This is a genomic window from Flavobacterium sp. TC780 (assembly GCF_056783245.1).
Genome location: NZ_JBXBAV010000077.1, coordinates 1 through 17,837, shown reverse-complemented (window position 1 = coordinate 17,837; position 17,837 = coordinate 1). Strand labels below are relative to the sequence as shown.

Sequence of the window (17,837 nt, the reverse complement as noted above, 5' to 3'; positions counted from 1 at the left end):
AAGGTTAATACATGCTCCTGTTGTTAGGGAGGCAGCACCTGTAATACTGCTTAACTCCGGAGCTACCATCCAACCCGACCCATTGGGTACGATACATTCCAAAAATACTTAAAGCGCCACGTGAACCTGCATAAGCGGGATTTATCATTATCGTGTTATACATGTATTGTGTATACTGTGAATCTTGTTGTGCGTAACCCCCAAAAAACACAAACAGAATCATGCTGAATATTATTTTTTTCACTTTTAAATCCTTTATATAATTGCAAATCTGAATTATCATTTTTTTAATAAATCAATAGTCTCTTGCCTTTATAGTTAATAAATAGATGATGCCTTCTATTGAATTGTTTCGTTTACATATCTAATTTATAACTATAAAAAAATAAAATTTAAACTGTTTATCAATAGAATATAACAAGGTAAAATGCTGCAAAATCAACAACAACTTAATCGTGTTTTATTTAATTGGCACTATAAAAACTTGAATTCTCTTAATTAAAAATATTTTAATTTATATTCAATACTATGACGGAAGCAATTTGGGGGTGTCGTCGTTATGTTGGATAACTAAGTATATTATTTTACTTAATTTTGTAGGTTTCATATTTCAAACAAAAAACAAAAATTAAAATTAACTCACAATAAATTTTAACTTTCATCAACATGCTTTTTAATTATAATATTCTTATCCGGATATTTATAATTAACAATTAAAAAAGATGAAATAGTAAAGATTGTTTTTATGATCTTTACTACTCATAGCTATTATCGTAATTATTCATATAATGAATTTGAAAGCGCAAAGATGCAATTAGCTCACTATCTGTACAAAACTATTACTACTCACTTCTACTCATTTTCTATTTAGTACTATTATTCTCAATTATAAATTTAAAAAAAAACATTTTTAACTTAAATTGACAATTTTTATTATTAATTCATCAGAATATATTTTCAATTTTAATTGATTTATATATCTTAAAAAAAAATACATCTCTAAAAGTGTGGATTCCTATTTTACGCAAGTAAAATAATTATTAATTTTCTTATAAAACAATCAAGCTAATTTTGATATCACAAAGATTCCACCAAGTAATGGTGAATTGATTTAAATAAAATAAACTTCTAAACAGCCAAGAAGATTTGCTCCATTTTAATCCATTAAATTAGAAGCTGAGACTGATTTGGTGATTTTATTATCTTTTGATAAAAATAGCTCAATACTACAAAATCATTGATATTTAAATCTTTAAATAAATTAATACTTAATAATCTTTGGTAAAACTTATCAGAGATAACATCTATAAAAGATTCTAGAGCACAAGATGATTCTGTCCAAATCACAACCATATACATAACCATGAGTTACATAGCATACAATATAATCACCTTATAACCCATCAACAGGATTATCAAAACCAAGATACATCGATATACTTTGGAGACTAAATATAAAAATGAGACAAGAAGCCTCCTAATATATAAATATTCATATCTCAAAAAAAAAGAATTTCTAAATTGTATCTTGCTCCTCCAGTACTTCACAATTACTAAAAACAATTTAGTAATACTAAACATATCCTATTCAACTTGAGTATATATCAGCTTGGTAACTGCTTATATGTACTTTATGGATGGATGGATTAATTAATTCTGACGACAGATATAGTGTATGTTTTGGCAATATTCCCATTATTGGTCACATTTATTGTTCCTGCGGATGGCAATGTTAGCGTATAATTAAAACTAGTTGAACTATCACCTGCTTCGCACGTCACTTTGCCAGTCCATGTAGTAACTATACTATGTTTACTGACTTGAGCAAAAGTTGGTGATTTGTTTGTTGTGCTGCTAGCTACAATACCACCAAGACCATTAATGGCATGGTATGCATTTGCTCCACCATTTATAATATAATATTCTGCAATACTCTTGTCGGCACAACCGTCACCAACACTAACAGTAGCTTTATAACTACCTCCAACAGGTATATCACTCACTAATACAGCAGTAGCACCACTTGCTACGTTAGATCTTCTACTAGAAAAGTAGCTCCCAGAACTTGATGTCGCTTTTACCAAAACACCGTTAGGGTCAGCATATACAGGAGTTAATACCATATTGTCTACTGCTGGATTAATCATTCCTATTCTTGCCTGCCCTTCAACATCTAATTGTTGTTTAGGAGTAGTTGTTCCTATTCCTACCCGATTATTGGCGGCATCAATCGAAAATGTATTTTCATCAACAGAAAACGCATTAGCTGTAGTTCCAGTAAAGGCTATTTTTTTGTCACCCTGTGTTACAACTCTGTCTCCAGCAAGGGTCCCATTAGAATTATAAATATTAGCAACTGCTGGTGCTCCTAATTTTTCCCATACGGTTCCATTATAAAAATAATGTCCTATAGTACCAATATTAATAGCTGTATCTGTTTGCGAACCTGTGGCAATACTATTAATATAAATTATAGTCGAGGTAGGAACTCCGGTCATACTTTGTGCTCTTTGTCTATCAACTCTTGGCACCAGAAACCCATCTACATTAGATGTAGTCCCTGTTGGGTTTTTAGCAGTTACATCTAAGGTTGCAGCAGGAGATTCTATGTTTACTCCTGATTGAGAAAATACTAATGATGAAAACATCAAACATATTGAAAATAAAGTTTTTTTCATTTTTTCTAAATTAATTGCTAAGGCACTTTATCCTTAGCTGGTTGGTCATTTGTTAATTTTTAAAACTATCGTTATAATATTATAAAACATCTTCTTTACTTTAGTAAGTTGCAATTATGAGCATGCTAATCTTACTATTATTTATAACAACATTTTATACTTCTCTTTATACAAAATAAGTTCGTTAATCATATCCTTTTATAATTAATTATAAAGGAACACTTGCTATTATTTCTTAAACTACTATAAATAAACTGGTTAAAATAAAAAAAAGACCATCCTAAATTTAAGTACAGCACATTATTTATTTTATTGAGCTATATCATCTATAATTTTTTTTAGTTGAGAACTAATGTTTTCTTTTGATTCTAGCATATTTATTACTTTTGCAGTACTAAATTGGTCTTTTCTATGTTTTTTATAAAAAGGCATTGTTTCATAGGTTCCAAAAACGATTGGGATTTCCTTTTCAAATAATTTTAAAAATACAATATGCTTTTCAATTGCTCCTTCTTGAATAAAAAGAACCAAATTAAAATCATCATAAAAAAAATCTTTTTCGATATCTAAATAAAAAATAAAATCAAAATCAAGAAATGTTCTTTTAAAGTATTTGAAGAAGGATTTATCCCTATCAAACATCAAAATTTCAAAACGCTTTGGCATTTTATTCATATCATTTTTAATAAATTAAATTCAAATTTCTTTTTTATAAACGCATCCCTATCTATAAATTTACTTTACCCATGTGAATAGATTATTCAAAAATTCTTAATTTTTCTCAATTATAGTTCTACTATCGGAAGACCTATTTTTTTTACTAACTCTAAGAATTTATTTTTATCCTTATCTTTTAATAAAATTCATCACATATAACTTTTTAAATTAACTTAAATACTAAAAAGATATAAAGATGCAATCGCCAATTAATCATCACTATTTACCTGTTACAAGGAATGTAAAGGATCTATTTCCAAGCCCTCCACTACTATCTCCTGTTTTAATTCTGATTATTGAATTTGAAATATATGCTACTTGTGCATTATCATTAGTTGTAAGACGCATTCCAACATCTGTTGTAACAGGGGAAGCTCCGCTAGGAATATTACCTATCCTCCTGAACCATAGAGATTATCTACTATATTTACTGATATTCCATAAATTTCTTGTAGTGGCGTATCAAATAAAATATCAAAAACACCAATTCTAGGGCTAGAAATAGTATACCCCTGTCCTTTTAATTCTACTATTTGACCTATCGAAGATGACCCTCTAGATTTTCCAATATCATAAGATGAGCCTGTTTTTTTTCCTATAACTCTCTGTACATTCAATGTACCCGTACCCGTAGTACCAAAAAGAACATAAACGGTCCCTCCCAAAAAACGGGTAGCATCAGCCTTCGGTTGAATCTCACTTACCAAAACTTTTTTGATTGTATTAGTAGCATCTATAGTCAATACATAATCGGGGGTTAAACCCAAAGATTCAATTAATCTAATTTTTGCACTTCCATTAACATCCAACTTCACCTAGGCGTAGTTGTTCCTATTCCAACATTCCCAGATGAGGTTATAATAAAATCGTCACTTTGTTGTACAGTTGTCAGAACAGCTGAACTACCATTATTTTTCATTCCATCTACATGAAAAATACCTTGTGGATTTTCCGTATTAATGCCCGTCTGGCTAAAACTTATAAATGGTATACTAAACAATCCTAGTGTCAAAAATGCCACTAAATTCTTCTTTATCATAAAAATTTTCTTAAATGCAAATGTTTGTGCATTTTTTTTGTTTATACAAAATAAATACTACGCAATACTACGCAATCAAGAAAAGGAACTATAAAAATTTGGCATTTCAGGACGACTGTTCTTAACAATGAAGATATTTTAAACCTTTGAGGAAAAGATTTTTTTAGGCAAATAAGAAAAACCCAATACAAAAATAGTGGTACGTAATTTTAAAATTTAGCCTCAAAAAACATGTATAAATTACTATTTATAATCTCCGGATTATTGCTCAATTATAACCGTTCTTTCATCAGTTCCCAACCCTATTATTTTTAGCGATTTCCATTGTTTTGGCAAAAGACCTTTATTATATTTAAACCCAGAATCAGATTGCTCAACACCTCCAAATCCATAAATTACTGCCTGAAGCATTGTGCCAGCACCTGTAACAAAATAGGGATTATTACTAGTTGCAGATTCAGAAAGTACACCAAAAGGTGGGCGGCTATTAGGTACATATGATTTCAAAAAATAGGCATATGCTTTTTCTTTATTGCCCAAACGGGCATATAAGACAGAGAAAATGCCCCAGTCATTGCCGGGCCATCCTTTTTGTCTATTTTTTCGGCATAATAGTCTAAATCTCTTTCGATCTGAGCCTTGTTAGTTATAACATGCAATGGATAGGCTAATAAATTAACATCTGCTTGTTTAATCATTTCTCCTTTATAGCCTTTGTAGTTCTGAGTAATTCCGTTTGCAGTATGAATTACTAATTTATCTGAAATCTCTTTCCATCGCGGATCTATAGATTCACCCAAAATTGCAGCTGCTTTTATTGTATTTTTTAATGATTCGATAACAGCTGCATTTGTAAATGCATTATCATCCACATGCTGTGCATATTCGTCGGCGCCAACAACATTCAGAATCGAATAACTGTCATCGGCATTTTTAATAACACGGCTCACCCAAAAATCGGCTGTTTCTTTCAGAACCTTATACTCTTGCTTTAACCAATCTTTATCTTGTGTACTGGTATAATAATTCCAAAAAGCTATTGAAACATCAGCAGTTATATGATGTTCATAAATACCTGTAACTGCCCATGTAGGTGTAACTTCTTCACCCGTATCATCTGACTCCCATGGATACATAGCCCCTTTATAGCCATAATTGAAAGCTCTTTCTTTTGCTTTTTCCAGTCGATCGGATCGATAATCTAAACACGATTTTGCCATATCTGGCTGCAAAGCCAAAAGAACTGGAAACATCCAAAGTTCACTATCCCAAAAAATATGTCCGTTATATCCTTGTGAAGTCAATCCCATTGGAGCTAAACTAAGTCTCGAATCCTGACGAACGGATGCGTATAAATTATACAGCGCAAAACGTACTTTCTGCTGTACATTAAGATCTCCTGATATTTGTATATCTCCCGTATTCCAAAGCTTTTCCCATGCTTTTTTATGCCTATCAAGTAAATTATCGATTCCTTCTTTCAATGCATAAATAGCTTGCCTTTCGGATTCATTAAAAGGATCTGCTGCCTCTTTTGATGTACAAATACCCCCCGCAATTGCAAAGCGGTATTTTTTACCTTTCACCAATTTTTTTGTAAAACCAACTTCATCACCCGTTTGTATTAAAGTTGCTGCAGGACCATCAAAAAGAAAAGAGGTAGATGTCGCAACAATATACTTGCCTGTAAATGTTTCTGCTGTGGTATGAAAAACGGGCATTACAAATTGATTATCCTGCAACTTGCGAAACTCTCTTTTTCCGTTTTTGAGTTCGTCAGGGATAGTCATATAATTATTCGCAGTAATTTCTATGTCTTTATTGGGTGCAATTTCAATTATTGCCATAGCAGAGAAAGGCAATGCTCTGTTGGCTAAAATGGTGTAGCTAATATTTGCAAAATCTTTAAATGAAAAGGAAGTTGTACAGCTCCCCTCTTCATTGCGACAACCTGACTCCAATTAGTGATCTGATCTGATAGTACCTCTTGTCCGTTTATAAAAAGATGCAAATTCAAAAATTCGATTCCACGAACAATCCTACTCACACCGTTTTCAGCACTTTTATCATAAATATTATTCAAAATAACCTCTTTCGTCTTTAATGGAACTTTATCACTAACAATTCCAATTTTCCCATTGGCAACAGTAACGCCATAATAGTTTTCCCTAGAATCGGTATATAAATGCCACTCATCGGATTTTGATTGTCCAAAAATGGAGGAACTTATTAAGAACAAAAAACAGAACATTTTATTATTAAAAAACATCAACTTCACTTTTATAACAGTTAAACAAAAAAATATTTTCATAAAAAACCAATTAGACTGATACTCTATTTAGTAATGGTAATTATTAAATGCATAGGCTTCTACTCCCTATTTAATAAGTCCTAATTTTAAAATAATAAAATTACGCTATGAAGTATAATAAATTTTATGGTGTTTAGACAAATCCTTATTGTAAGCCATTATTAAAATATTTAATCTATACTATATAATGTAAAACAGGAATCTAATTAAAGAAGAAAAACCCGGCTACCAAAAAGTAACCGGATTTTTCAAAATAAATAAAACAAAAACAATTATCGTTTATTTTACCAAAGCGGGTTTTGTTCTAAACCTGGATTGGTATTTCTTTCAAGTTGTGGTATTGGCCATAAAAACCTACGATCTTCACTTGGTATAGCAGCTACGCCATAAGGGCCTGTGTACGGACTTCCTAAAGTATATAAATTAGCGTTTACTGATCCATTAGCCAGTTTTCCTGGAATACCATCAATAGGAGCAATATCGTCCTTTTGAAGTCTATGAATATCTGACCATCTGCGTCCCTCTGACAAAAATTCGATTCTTCTTTCTAACAAAATAGCCTTAACTAAATCTGAAGCTGTGGGCAAAGAGGCAGCTGTATAGGTCTGAGTTGTAGGATTTGCCAAAGATCTATTTCTTACAAGGTTTAACAATCTCAGTGACTCCGTTAAATTTGGTGCTGCTAATCGAGCTTGGGCTTCTGCCATATTTAATAATACTTCTGCGTATCTAATTACAGGTGCTGCATCAGTTTTATTTGTATCATCTGAATATTTATTAGTAACTTTTAAACTTCCTGATGTTACTACCATCCCTGTAGCATTCCCTGCTCCATCATAAGTCTCTTCTCTTCTTTTATCATCTGAAAGCCATTTAGGATTTCGCCAAATAATTGGGCTAATAGCTATTAATCCTCTATTTTTGTGCATAATTGCTAAGGCACCATTGTTCCCTGGATTACTCGTTGGAGAATGCTGTATAGAAAATATCGATTCTGGATTAGTTAAATTATTTGCTGGTACAAATGGCCCCATTGGTGTAGGAGTCAAGGAATACGATGTTAACTTTGTCCCTTCAGCAATTACATTTGCCCAGTCTCTTTTATGAAGATATACTCTGGTTTTAAATGCAATTGCAGCATTTTTGGATGCTTTTGCTATTATGTTGGTTGTTATTAAACTTTCAGCATCTGTTAAATCTGCTAAAATTTTCACATAACATTCTGCAACAGTATTTCGTGGTTTTGCTGTCTCAGCTGTAACTTCTGCTTCAGTATTAACGCCTACTTCTCTATAAGGCACTCCAGGGTGAGAAGCACCAGCAGTAAAATTGTATGGTCTTGCAAAATGGTTTAATAATTCAAAATGAGTTATTGCTCTCAAAAATTTTGCTTGCCCTATATAATCATTTCCAACAGCAGCAGTAATAACACCATTAGAAACTGCCGTATTCACCCCTTCAATCATAAGATTACATCTATTAATTAATCGATACCCATCTACCCAATAGTATACATTATTAGCTGTAGTAGCATCATAAGCAGCTGTGTATGTGTTTTGATAAAACGTTGCTGTACTTACTACATCTTCTCCTCTGGTATCTCCCTGTTGTACAAAAGCTGCTCCCCAAATAAATCCTCTACCAGTATTTGGCCCAAGATTATACTGACCTATGGCCGCTGCATTGTACACACCGTTCATATAAGATCCAACTAACGAAGCTGTTGAAAAAGCATCTTCCTCAGATATGTTATTTATTGGATTTAAATCTAAAATTTTTTCTTCTGTACATGCATTCATCCCGAGTACAACAACAGAAAACAGCATTATTTTTATTATTTTTTTCATATATTTTTATAAGCTTACATTTATCCCTACTGATATTACCTTAGCTCTAGGAGTACCATTAATATCTACACCCGATCTTTCCATTTCTGGATTAAGTCCTTTATATTTACTAATAAGCCACACATTCTGAGCTTGTGCAAAAATTCTAAAATTATCCACTTTAATTTTGTCTAATAATAATTTAGGTAAAGTATAACCAATAGTCAAATTGTCTAGTGAAATAAAATCTGCATCTTCAACAAAACGCGATGTTGCACTTCCAGAAAGATTTGTTGAAGAATTTGAACTTGCATATAACCTAGGAGTCCATCCATCACCAGGATTCTCAACACTTTGCCATCTGCCTAAAATTTCAGTCCCATTATTATTAAAATTCTGATTCATTAGCTCTCTTCTTGTGCTGTTAAAAATTTTATTTCCACCACTAAATCTGAACATAAAACCAAAATCTAAATTTTTATATCTCATAGTTGAATTAAACGAGCCAAAATAAGTAGGTAGCGTATTTCCTAATATCTTTCTATCATCATTTGTCAATGCTGCAGCTTTAGAAACATCTGTTGGGTTATTTGGGTCAAATGTTGCATAAGTAAGGCCTGGCAATTTTCCTTGAACTAAGCTGCCATCAGCTTTATAATAAACAGGATTACCATTGGCTTTATTTACTCCCCAATACTCGAAACCATATAAAGAGTTTATTGATTCTCCTACTCTAATTACGATGTTAGGAGCAATATTACTATCTGTAGAAGTTCCTCCTATAATATCTTGTCCATTAAAAACACTTGTTACCTGATTTTTAGAAAGAGTTAAATTAGCTGCTACATCCCAAGTGAAATTTTCTGTATTAAATGCTTTAAAATTTACAGAAAATTCATACCCCTTATTCACTAATTCCCCAATATTTTTATTCATCGTATTATCAGGAACTCCCAAAGATGTGGCAACTGGTACCGCCAAAATTAATTTATCGATATTATTTTCGTAATAATCAAAGGTTAGATTAAGACGGTTATCAAACAAACCTAAATCTACACCAAAATCAATTTTTTCACTTTGCTCCCATTGCAGTTGTTCGTTCCCAAATTGAGAGTATCCAATACCATTTAAAGTTCCGTAAGGCGAGCTTACTGTTAGGCCTCTATATGGGTAATTACCGATGTCTGTGTTTCCTACTTCTGAATAAGAACCCCTAAGTTTTAATTCAGAAATCGTATTATTTATTGAGGCCATAAAGTTTTCCTTTGAAACTGTCCAACCTGCCGAAAACACCCGGGAAACTATTCCATCTCGTATCATTTCCTAATTTAGAAATCCCATCTCTCCTTATAGATCCCTGAATGAAATATTTTTCCTTGTAATTATAAGTCCCTCGAGCCAAATAAGACATAATTCCGTTCTCAGACATAGAACCTCCCGAATCTTTAGTTGCATATGCATTAGTAACTAGTCCCTTATTATAGAAATCACTTAATAAATCACTTCCAGAACCAAAAAAATAATTATATGTTTGTTTTTGATATTCGGCTACTGCTGTAATTCCAACATTATGATTTTCTGCAAATGTTTTTTTATAGTTCAAAACATTTTGCCAGTTCCATGTAAAATATTCTAAAGTCCTATTATCTAGAGTACCATTAGAAGAACGACCATCACCATGAACAGGGTTCCAATATCTAAAACCGTTTTCTGTTGCATCATCTGCACTTAGTTGAAGCCTAAAACTTAAATCAGAAGTGATTTTAGCATTAGCAAAAATATTTGCCAAGGTACGCTTCGTTTTTGAATAGTACTTATTATGATTTAAGGTGTAAATTAAATTTGTAATATTATCACCTACATCAGTTGTATTTTGCCATCTCCCCACATTAGCATTATTAGGAGATAAATTATATCCCGTTGGATCTGCCGGGTCGTAAATCGGTGTGTTGGGTAATTGTCTGATGACATTAAAAATATTTCCTGAAAGCCCACTTGCACCTGTACTCAACCCGTTGTACTCTGTTCTTGTCACACTTAAATTAGTACCAATACTTAACCAACTATTAATATCCTGATCAATATTGGCTCTTATTGAGTATCGCTTCATATCATTGACTATATTAATCCCTTCTTGCTCTGTTAGCCCTAATGATAAAAAATATTTCGTTTTATCTGAACCTCCGCTAAATGATAACGAATGATTTGTCTGCGGAGCATTTCTAAAAATAGCTCCTTGCCAATCTGTATTGTATTGATCTCCTACCGCCCACGCTGCTATACCAGCATTCGCAGTCTTTTCATTAGAGATTTTTATAAAATCGGGGGTTTGTAACAAATCATGTCTTTTAGCCGCACTAGCAATCCCCAAAGTACTAGTCAAATTTACTTTTAACGTACCTTTCTTTCCTGATTTTGTAGTTATCAATATAACTCCATTAGCCGCTCTGGAACCATAGATTGCAGTAGCTGCACCATCCTTCAATATTTCATATGATTCTATATCTGCAGGGTTAATATCCCCTAACGCATTAGTTACAAGCGTAGTTCCTATATCACCAGAAACAATTGGCATACCATCTACAACAATTAAAGGACTACTGCCACTAGAAATAGAAGCTATCCCTCTAATTCTAATTACTGGAGCTGCTCCAATAATACCACTATTAGTTACGACTTGCACCCCTGAAGCTCTACCCGCTAAGGCACTTTCAAAACTTGGAACTACAAGATTTGCAACTTCATTCCCTCCAATCTTAGAAATAGAACCAGTAACTTCTTTTCTTTTTGAACTCCATAAACCTACAACAATGCCTCCATCCATCATTTCAGCAACAGACTCTAAACTAACATTTATTGTATTAGAACTGCCAACTATTGCTGATTTATCTTTCATTCCTACAAACGAAAACAATAAAACATCTCCCGTTTTTGCTTTTACAGCATACTTTCCATCAAAATCTGTCTGAGCACTATTTTTTGTGCCTTTAACAATAACATTAACTCCTGGAATAGCTCCTAAATCATCAGAAACTACTCCAGAAACGGTTTTCTCTTGTGCAAAAGAGAGCTGCATAAACAATGCTGTCAATGCAATAAAAATCCATTTCAATTTCAATTTCATATTTCAAAATTTTAAAAATTAGTTAAAAACAAATGAAATAATAAATGGTAAATTCCTGAAATGACATGAAATTTTATTAAGTATTGTTTTTACAGCTTATTTCTTTCAAAACCAAATAATTAATTACAAATGTAGTTTTTAGACTAATAATTCTATAGATATATTAAAAACACCTCTTTTACATTAACACAATATTAACAGTTATTCTTTCGATAATTACGGCTCATTTTATCTTAATTTATGTTAAAAAACTTGATTAAGAGTTATGGAATTTATTTCTCATGACAATACTATAAGTAACATCTGACATTAGAAACAATAAAGCTTAGAAAACAAATACTTAATCATTAAATTACTATGAAAGAATAAAGTGACTTATTATGTAATTACCTGCATGATAAAATGCTATTCTAAGTAGCCTTTTTTCATTTGTTCTAGTATTTTAACGCAGTCATTGATAGTGTTCTGAAAAAAGGAGGACATTACTATTGGTACGTCATAGAAAACAGAGTTAATCTCCCTATTTATTAATAATGCATTTATTACCAGCTTACTTTTTTTATTCTGCTGCGTTAGTTTGGCCAGATCTCTTCCTATTATTCTGGCGGAGATCCAAATTGGATTTACATCTGATCCAGTAAATAGATTGGTGTGTTTTTCATAAATTAAATTAGCATACATTTCAAAAAAACATTTCAATATTTTACTAATATCTCCAATATAATCTCTGCCTGTTTTTGGATTATCCTGAAAAGCAAGTATTTTAAATAGTATAATTTCTGATAATTCGCAAAACTTAAAATTATATGATACTACAACATCAGTTGCTTTTTTTACCTCCGAAATATTCATTCCGAATCTTCCAACATAATAAATTACAGTATGATATGGTCTAGCATCAATTTCATCAAATGGAATTAAATGTACACGTTTGCCATTCTTCCAACACAGAGCGAATCCTCTATTCTGGTGAAAACAAAACCCCTGTGTATTGATTAAATAGCTGATAAGATTCACATATGCATTCTTATCATTAATAAAAATTACAAAATCAATTTTTTCGATTCCCTTTTCTGATAAAGATTGATTATCTACTGATTCTGATATAATCGTTCCAATAAAGTAAAAATCAATACCGTATCTAAAAAGCCCCTTTTCTAACGCATTCATTAACTCGAAAACGCCAGGTTGCTCATACAACTCTTTAATATTAATTTTATGGCTATTCATACTTTATATACAATTTGTCACTACTTAACTTATTGGTAATTAATACAACAAAAAAAGCCACTAATTAAGCAGCTTTCTCAAATTATACATACAAATTCCTTAATTTAACCTTTAAATAATTAGAGAATTTTTATTGTACTAGATATAATTTCTTCAATATATAATCATTCAATTTTAAGTACTATATTTAGAGTATTCTTTGTTCATTAATAACTTGTTTCTTTATATTTTTTTAATTTTGACTGATCTTCGATAAAAGCATTTTCTGCAGCTCTTTTTATTAAATCGATTGCGTTATTACGCAAGTTTCTGTCTTCAAAAAATTCACTCACAGCAATAATTTTACCATTAAAGGACTTCAGATTAAAGAAGAAATCACCACCTAGAGAAGTTTTTTTACAAAATCTAAAGCTATCTTTAGAATTTCGTTTTACCGATTCTATTCCATTTAAACACGCCACTTTTCTTGTATAACTTCCACTGTAAAGTATTATCATATCATTGACATCTCGATAATCAAATTGAAACATCCCATCTGACTTTTTCGTAATTACAAATTTTCCTAATTTTAACATTTTTATTATAGTTTCTAGTTGCTATTTATAAATAGTACACGAAGAGAATATCCAACATTTGTCCAAGAGCCAGGACTAAGCTGAATAAAAGAAATCTCTAAAATAACTTTATTAGCATTATTCATTTTTAAGCTACAACTTAAAGATATACCAAATGGAGCCTCTACACTAGCTACAGCAGCCATTCGAGTTATATCAAATGGAAGCCCTCTTAATATGATCTTTAAATCACACGTATATTCATTCTCTTATAAATCTATCTTTTAGAAAAAACTTTTAAATAATACCCTAACAATCAATCTCTTCTTTAACCACAATAGGTTGCTTTTGTATGTTTCCTGACATTACTATTACTTATAATTAATTTTTCATAAATCAAGAAAGCTTGAATCTCAGTATTAGACAAATCAATACTACATGTCCAGTTTTCAAACTCATTTTTATATACGGTATGTCCATTAACAGTATACTTTTTATGATCAATTAATGGGATTATAATAACATTCATTTTTTTTTTACTATTAAAAATTAATCATAAAAGAATCAATTATAGAATGTAACAACATAAATAAGCAATCAGAAATAAGGTCAAATATGTCTAGAATAAAAAAACATATTTTATTTCTTTCTAAATAGGACTTACTTCAAAAACTATAACTTTCAATATAATTTTTAAGTTGAACACTAATCTCTCTTTTTGTCTCAAGCATATACAATAACTTTATATTACTAATTTCATTAATTTGATATTTAGCTGAAACAGGCTTTCGATTAAAAATTCCAAAAATTATTGGAATTTTCATCTTCAAATTGTTTAAAGAATACCATATACTCTTCTACAGGTCCTTCCTGAATAAAAATAATCTGATCAAATTCATCAAACGAAAAAGACTCCTCTTTTACATTAGAAAAAAAACTAAAATTAACCTGAGGAAATTTTTTCCGAAAATATCTGAAGAATGTCTGATTTTTATCACACACTAAAATTTTTATTTCTTGTTTCATTCCCTATTAATTTTACAATCTCAACTATAATCACTTTTAACTTTAACCTTTGATCTAAAAAAATCTAGGTGAAACTACTCTGTCAAAATATTCAAAAATTTCAAAACGTAGAAAAACTTCATGAGAACCCGAGCTAAAATTTGCTATCCTAGAAGTTTCTCTGTCATAAGCATAACCAGCAAATAACCCTTCTGTGATTTGAAAGCCAGCCATTGCACTAAATGCTGATCCAAATCTATAAGAAAGCCCTGCCGTAAATTTCTCATTGATAAGGAAATTTGCCGAAAGATCTACTTGAGGAGATACACCCTGCACCACTTTTACTAACATTGTAGGCTTAAATAATAACGACGGATTAATCTCAAAAACATGTCCCCCCATTAGATAGAAATGCATTCTTTCTTTTGCCGTCGAAAAAACCTCACCGTCTTTATAGTGCTTACTTTCCAAAATGTCTTGGAACAGATAGAGCAACATAAGTATAATCAGAGTAAAAATATATTCCTGCACCAAAATTTGGAGAAAAATTACTAACATTATTCTGGTATAGTACATCATCAGGATTGTATACATCAAGTTTAGTATAATCAATCTTTAAATTCGATATAGATGTATTTAATCCAAAGGAAATTTTATAATTGTCTGAAGCATTAATCCTATAAGACACATTAGCTGTAAACTGATTTTCATTAGAAGGTCCAATTTTATCATTATCAAATGATACCCCAACTCCTAAATTAGTATTATTTATCGGAGCATGTGCTGCAATAGTACTCGTAGAAGGTGCTCCATCTATCCCTACCCATTGGGCTCTATGCAAACCAAAAACACTCAGCACTTCTCTCTGACCGGCATAAGCTGGATTTATATTCATTGTATTGTACATATACTGCGTATACTGAGAATCCTGCTGAGAAAAGCCATGGACACTACAAAGTATTATAAGCACAACAACTCTATAATTAATATTCATTTTATTATCTATTTTGTCTTTAATTATCACTTAAATATAAATAGCCCACTTTTTAACATTTCTGGAAGTACCTCCATTTTTTAGTTCATAAGTTAAAACATAAAAATAGGTTCCTGTGGGAAGTGTACTGTTGTTGTTTGCTGCACTTTTCCCTTGAAATTCAGCATATCCATTAAAAACATTTCCTTTAGAATCATAATTAGTTGTCTCAAAAACTTTTGCTCCCCAACGATTATATATCGTTACCTTATTATTTGGGTATTTTTGAATCCCATCAATCCTAAAAAAATCATTTTTCCCATCATTATTCGCACTAACAGCATTATAAATAAAAACATATCCATCATCTTTGGTGCTTTTTTTAGTTCTTGCTAAAGTAAACGCACCAAAACCAGATACTTTAGAAAAAGTAGTGACTGTACCAGATCCAACGCCATTTGCATCAATTTCTACCACTCCACTTTCATCAACCCAAAGTTTTTGATCCTTATCCCACCTCACAATGGTAACTACCTCTTCATTTAGATCTGATGTTTTTAGATCTTTCCAAATAAAATCAGGTGTTGTACTTTGATCCCAAGTAAAAGTGTAATCATAATTTCGGGATCTCCGACTCGTTTTCTATTTCCCAATACTCTTTATCATCAATGCGCTCAAGATTACCAGCTTTACTTGAATGAGGGTAAATTAAGCTTGAATTTTGTAAAAAATATTTCCCTCTGCAAAGAAGTATTCACACTCGCATTTGTTGGATAATCTTAGCATAACGGTAGTGAGAATTATCTCCTGTTGGATATGAAAAATCAGTATTTCCAACTTTTTCTATATACCCCTCTATATGACTTTCATTATCCGTGTTAATATGCGTTGCATCCTTTTCATAAACAATTGATCCGCCAGAATTATTTATTTTGACAATTCCTTTACTAAAATCAGTGCTTCCCGAAATACTTATATTACCTGAAACTTCAAATGCAGGCTGCTTAGAATTATTATCAAAAATTAAATTATTGAATTTTGTAAATTCAGCAGGAGAACTTCCTGATATCTTTTGATGTTTTTTTCCACAAACTTCGTATGATTTGCTACTTGTCTGTAAAAAAAACTAATCCGTCATTATTAAAATCAGAACTAATAACAAGTTCTCCGTCATTTACAAGCGTACCTGTATGATTTATCAAAATTGAATTTCGAAGCCAATATTGTTCCAGACGAAATTGCAAGTTCTCCAAGATTTACGGTCTGGGCATTAGTTTTACCTACTAGCAGCAACATCATGAGAAATAATGCGTTGAATATTCTTTCCATATATTTTCATTTTATAATTTTGAGAGGGCATGATATCCATCTTATGATATTACAATGTTTGCCCCCAATCATTATTCGTAATTATCCAATAGATATACACACCCTCCCCAAGGAGATTATCTGCCATTACTACCATAAAATAATGGACATTCATAAAAATTAATTTTACTTATATCAATAATCTCCACCTATTATTTTTAAAGAATAAATTGATTTAACTTCAATTTATTTGATGTTTTTTTTGGGAGAGGAAAGGTATTTGATGTTGAAGTATTTCAATCATATTTTCAAAACCCATACTAATACTACTTACAACATTAACTCTCCCATTAAAAAAACGAATTCTTTGCTCTTTACTTTTTCCGTGACTTACTTATGAGATAATAATGCCGCTTCTAATCGTTCCAATCTTGCTTTCATCTCTTGCGCATCTTTTTTCAATCTATTAATTTGCTCTTCTTTTAAATTGATTTGTTTTTGCTGTTCAATAGTATGTAAGTATAACTCTTCAATTTTTTCAAGATTTTGAACCCCTAATTCTGTTGGATCAATAGCATATCCCCCATCCGTTTTTTCCAATTTACCAATTGGAATACTCTGCAAATGCTTGTTTTCAATAATGAATTTTTCAACAGCATCTAATGATTTAAATTCATAATCAGCTTTTAAGTCTGAGTAACCTTGAAGTAATCTTCAAAGACATAATCCGCATATACCGAAGTAGTTGTTCGCTATTTTACCGTTTACATATAGAGCTTCGTCTCCGGCGCCTGACTTTTTATCTGTACCAATCCCTACCCAAGTTCCCTTAGTATAAATCTGATCTGAATTTGATGTAGCCTGAGAAGTACCTCCAAATACATTCCATGGTTCTACTTTTAATGAAGTTACATCTAATGCTTTTGCTGGAATACCATTTACTGAACTTTCCAATAAATTACCATTAAGAGTTAAATCAACCTTATTAACCGCATTTACTCTTTGACTTATACCATTAACAACAGAAGTAATATCATTACCAACACTTTCTAAAGTATGCGAAATACCTGCT

The 17,837-nt window shown here is 31.4% G+C and carries 20 protein-coding genes and 3 pseudogenes; 1 reads left to right on the top strand and 22 read right to left on the bottom strand.

Annotated elements, in window-relative coordinates; translation table 11 throughout:
- Positions 1–61 precede the first annotated feature (61 nt).
- The 19 genes and pseudogenes from AC1RYN_RS07490 to AC1RYN_RS07400 all read right to left on the bottom strand — a co-directional run.
- A pseudogene (locus AC1RYN_RS07490) lies at positions 62–223 on the bottom strand (type IX secretion system membrane protein PorP/SprF); the annotation flags it as partial.
- Between the two features lie 1,423 nt (positions 224–1,646).
- Positions 1,647–2,678, bottom strand: a complete 1,032-nt coding sequence (locus AC1RYN_RS07485) for a hypothetical protein (RefSeq protein ID WP_481806474.1) — start codon at positions 2,676–2,678, stop codon at positions 1,647–1,649.
- 309 nt (positions 2,679–2,987) lie between these two features.
- Positions 2,988–3,344: a hypothetical protein gene (locus AC1RYN_RS07480; protein WP_481806473.1), complete on the bottom strand. Its 357-nt coding sequence runs from the start codon at positions 3,342–3,344 to the stop codon at positions 2,988–2,990.
- 270 nt (positions 3,345–3,614) lie between these two features.
- A complete protein-coding gene (locus tag AC1RYN_RS07475) occupies positions 3,615–3,743 on the bottom strand; it encodes a hypothetical protein (RefSeq protein ID WP_481806472.1) in 129 nt (42 codons plus the stop codon).
- A 44-nt stretch (positions 3,744–3,787) separates the two neighbouring features.
- The gene (locus AC1RYN_RS07470) at positions 3,788–4,204 is read right to left on the bottom strand and encodes a hypothetical protein (RefSeq protein WP_481806471.1); all 417 of its coding nucleotides are present in this window, start codon (positions 4,202–4,204) and stop codon (positions 3,788–3,790) included.
- Between the two features lie 2 nt (positions 4,205–4,206).
- The gene (locus AC1RYN_RS07465; RefSeq protein ID WP_481806470.1) at positions 4,207–4,434 is read right to left on the bottom strand and encodes a hypothetical protein; all 228 of its coding nucleotides are present in this window, start codon (positions 4,432–4,434) and stop codon (positions 4,207–4,209) included.
- Positions 4,435–4,695: 261 nt separating this feature from the next.
- On the bottom strand, positions 4,696–4,941 hold the full coding sequence (locus AC1RYN_RS07460; protein ID WP_481806469.1) for a hypothetical protein: 246 nt from the start codon (positions 4,939–4,941) through the stop codon (positions 4,696–4,698).
- Entirely contained in the window at positions 4,938–6,395 is a 1,458-nt protein-coding gene (locus AC1RYN_RS07455; RefSeq protein WP_481806468.1) for a glycosyl hydrolase family 95 catalytic domain-containing protein, read from the bottom strand. The genes AC1RYN_RS07460 and AC1RYN_RS07455 overlap by 4 nt, the downstream gene beginning before the upstream one ends.
- Positions 6,308–6,703 (bottom strand): hypothetical protein, encoded by a 396-nt coding sequence (locus AC1RYN_RS07450; protein ID WP_481806467.1) that lies wholly within the window; start codon positions 6,701–6,703, stop codon positions 6,308–6,310. Before AC1RYN_RS07450 ends, AC1RYN_RS07455 begins: the two co-directional genes overlap by 88 nt.
- A 326-nt stretch (positions 6,704–7,029) precedes the next feature.
- On the bottom strand, positions 7,030–8,592 hold the full coding sequence (locus AC1RYN_RS07445) for a RagB/SusD family nutrient uptake outer membrane protein (RefSeq protein ID WP_481806466.1): 1,563 nt from the start codon (positions 8,590–8,592) through the stop codon (positions 7,030–7,032).
- Between the two features lie 6 nt (positions 8,593–8,598).
- Complete coding sequence (locus AC1RYN_RS07440; protein WP_481806465.1) at positions 8,599–9,825, bottom strand: SusC/RagA family TonB-linked outer membrane protein; 1,227 nt, start codon at positions 9,823–9,825, stop codon at positions 8,599–8,601.
- Entirely contained in the window at positions 9,809–11,695 is a 1,887-nt protein-coding gene (locus tag AC1RYN_RS07435; RefSeq protein WP_481806464.1) for a SusC/RagA family TonB-linked outer membrane protein, read from the bottom strand. The genes AC1RYN_RS07440 and AC1RYN_RS07435 overlap by 17 nt, the downstream gene beginning before the upstream one ends.
- A gap of 405 nt (positions 11,696–12,100) precedes the next feature.
- Positions 12,101–12,925 carry a hypothetical protein gene (locus AC1RYN_RS07430; RefSeq protein WP_481806463.1) on the bottom strand — a complete coding sequence of 275 codons (825 nt, stop codon included), beginning with the start codon at positions 12,923–12,925 and terminating at the stop codon, positions 12,101–12,103.
- A 206-nt stretch (positions 12,926–13,131) separates the two neighbouring features.
- Positions 13,132–13,500: a YegP family protein gene (locus AC1RYN_RS07425; RefSeq protein WP_481806462.1), complete on the bottom strand. Its 369-nt coding sequence runs from the start codon at positions 13,498–13,500 to the stop codon at positions 13,132–13,134.
- Between the two features lie 14 nt (positions 13,501–13,514).
- A complete protein-coding gene (locus AC1RYN_RS07420; RefSeq protein ID WP_481806461.1) occupies positions 13,515–13,685 on the bottom strand; it encodes a hypothetical protein in 171 nt (56 codons plus the stop codon).
- Between the two features lie 122 nt (positions 13,686–13,807).
- Positions 13,808–14,008 (bottom strand): hypothetical protein, encoded by a 201-nt coding sequence (locus tag AC1RYN_RS07415; protein ID WP_481806460.1) that lies wholly within the window; start codon positions 14,006–14,008, stop codon positions 13,808–13,810.
- A 263-nt stretch (positions 14,009–14,271) separates the two neighbouring features.
- A complete protein-coding gene (locus AC1RYN_RS07410) occupies positions 14,272–14,505 on the bottom strand; it encodes a hypothetical protein (protein WP_481806459.1) in 234 nt (77 codons plus the stop codon).
- Between the two features lie 54 nt (positions 14,506–14,559).
- Positions 14,560–15,478, bottom strand: a pseudogene (locus AC1RYN_RS07405) (PorP/SprF family type IX secretion system membrane protein).
- A gap of 30 nt (positions 15,479–15,508) precedes the next feature.
- On the bottom strand, positions 15,509–15,979 hold the full coding sequence (locus AC1RYN_RS07400) for a T9SS type B sorting domain-containing protein (protein WP_481806458.1): 471 nt from the start codon (positions 15,977–15,979) through the stop codon (positions 15,509–15,511).
- Between the two features lie 410 nt (positions 15,980–16,389).
- On the opposite strand from AC1RYN_RS07400, the gene AC1RYN_RS07395 reads away from it, so the two are divergent.
- A complete protein-coding gene (locus tag AC1RYN_RS07395; protein ID WP_481806457.1) occupies positions 16,390–16,533 on the top strand; it encodes a hypothetical protein in 144 nt (47 codons plus the stop codon).
- A 94-nt stretch (positions 16,534–16,627) separates the two neighbouring features.
- On the opposite strand, the gene AC1RYN_RS07390 is transcribed toward AC1RYN_RS07395, so the two are convergent.
- From AC1RYN_RS07390 to AC1RYN_RS07380, 3 genes and pseudogenes are all read right to left on the bottom strand, one after another.
- Complete coding sequence (locus AC1RYN_RS07390) at positions 16,628–16,786, bottom strand: hypothetical protein (RefSeq protein ID WP_481806456.1); 159 nt, start codon at positions 16,784–16,786, stop codon at positions 16,628–16,630.
- 369 nt (positions 16,787–17,155) lie between these two features.
- The gene (locus AC1RYN_RS07385) at positions 17,156–17,389 is read right to left on the bottom strand and encodes a hypothetical protein (RefSeq protein ID WP_481806455.1); all 234 of its coding nucleotides are present in this window, start codon (positions 17,387–17,389) and stop codon (positions 17,156–17,158) included.
- A gap of 90 nt (positions 17,390–17,479) precedes the next feature.
- A pseudogene (locus AC1RYN_RS07380) lies at positions 17,480–17,837 on the bottom strand (hypothetical protein); the annotation flags it as partial.

Bases quoted from the DNA above. Each gene is read 5' to 3' on its own strand.
- AC1RYN_RS07420 (WP_481806461.1), bottom strand. From the start codon at position 13,685: ATGGCTGCTGTAGCTAGTGTAGAGGCTCCATTTGGTATATCTTTAAGT.
- AC1RYN_RS07445 (WP_481806466.1), bottom strand. From the start codon at position 8,592: ATGAAAAAAATAATAAAAATAATGCTGTTTTCTGTTGTTGTACTCGGG.
- AC1RYN_RS07430 (WP_481806463.1), bottom strand. From the start codon at position 12,925: ATGAATAGCCATAAAATTAATATTAAAGAGTTGTATGAGCAACCTGGC.
- AC1RYN_RS07435 (WP_481806464.1), bottom strand. From the start codon at position 11,695: ATGAAATTGAAATTGAAATGGATTTTTATTGCATTGACAGCATTGTTT.
- AC1RYN_RS07425 (WP_481806462.1), bottom strand. From the start codon at position 13,500: ATGTTAAAATTAGGAAAATTTGTAATTACGAAAAAGTCAGATGGGATG.
- AC1RYN_RS07450 (WP_481806467.1), bottom strand. From the start codon at position 6,703: ATGTTTTTTAATAATAAAATGTTCTGTTTTTTGTTCTTAATAAGTTCC.
- AC1RYN_RS07415 (WP_481806460.1), bottom strand. From the start codon at position 14,008: ATGAATGTTATTATAATCCCATTAATTGATCATAAAAAGTATACTGTT.
- AC1RYN_RS07390 (WP_481806456.1), bottom strand. From the start codon at position 16,786: ATGGAAAGAATATTCAACGCATTATTTCTCATGATGTTGCTGCTAGTA.
- AC1RYN_RS07475 (WP_481806472.1), bottom strand. From the start codon at position 3,743: ATGCGTCTTACAACTAATGATAATGCACAAGTAGCATATATTTCAAAT.
- AC1RYN_RS07410 (WP_481806459.1), bottom strand. From the start codon at position 14,505: ATGAAACAAGAAATAAAAATTTTAGTGTGTGATAAAAATCAGACATTC.
- AC1RYN_RS07440 (WP_481806465.1), bottom strand. From the start codon at position 9,825: ATGGCCTCAATAAATAATACGATTTCTGAATTAAAACTTAGGGGTTCT.
- AC1RYN_RS07485 (WP_481806474.1), bottom strand. From the start codon at position 2,678: ATGAAAAAAACTTTATTTTCAATATGTTTGATGTTTTCATCATTAGTA.
- AC1RYN_RS07480 (WP_481806473.1), bottom strand. From the start codon at position 3,344: ATGCCAAAGCGTTTTGAAATTTTGATGTTTGATAGGGATAAATCCTTC.
- AC1RYN_RS07465 (WP_481806470.1), bottom strand. From the start codon at position 4,434: ATGATAAAGAAGAATTTAGTGGCATTTTTGACACTAGGATTGTTTAGT.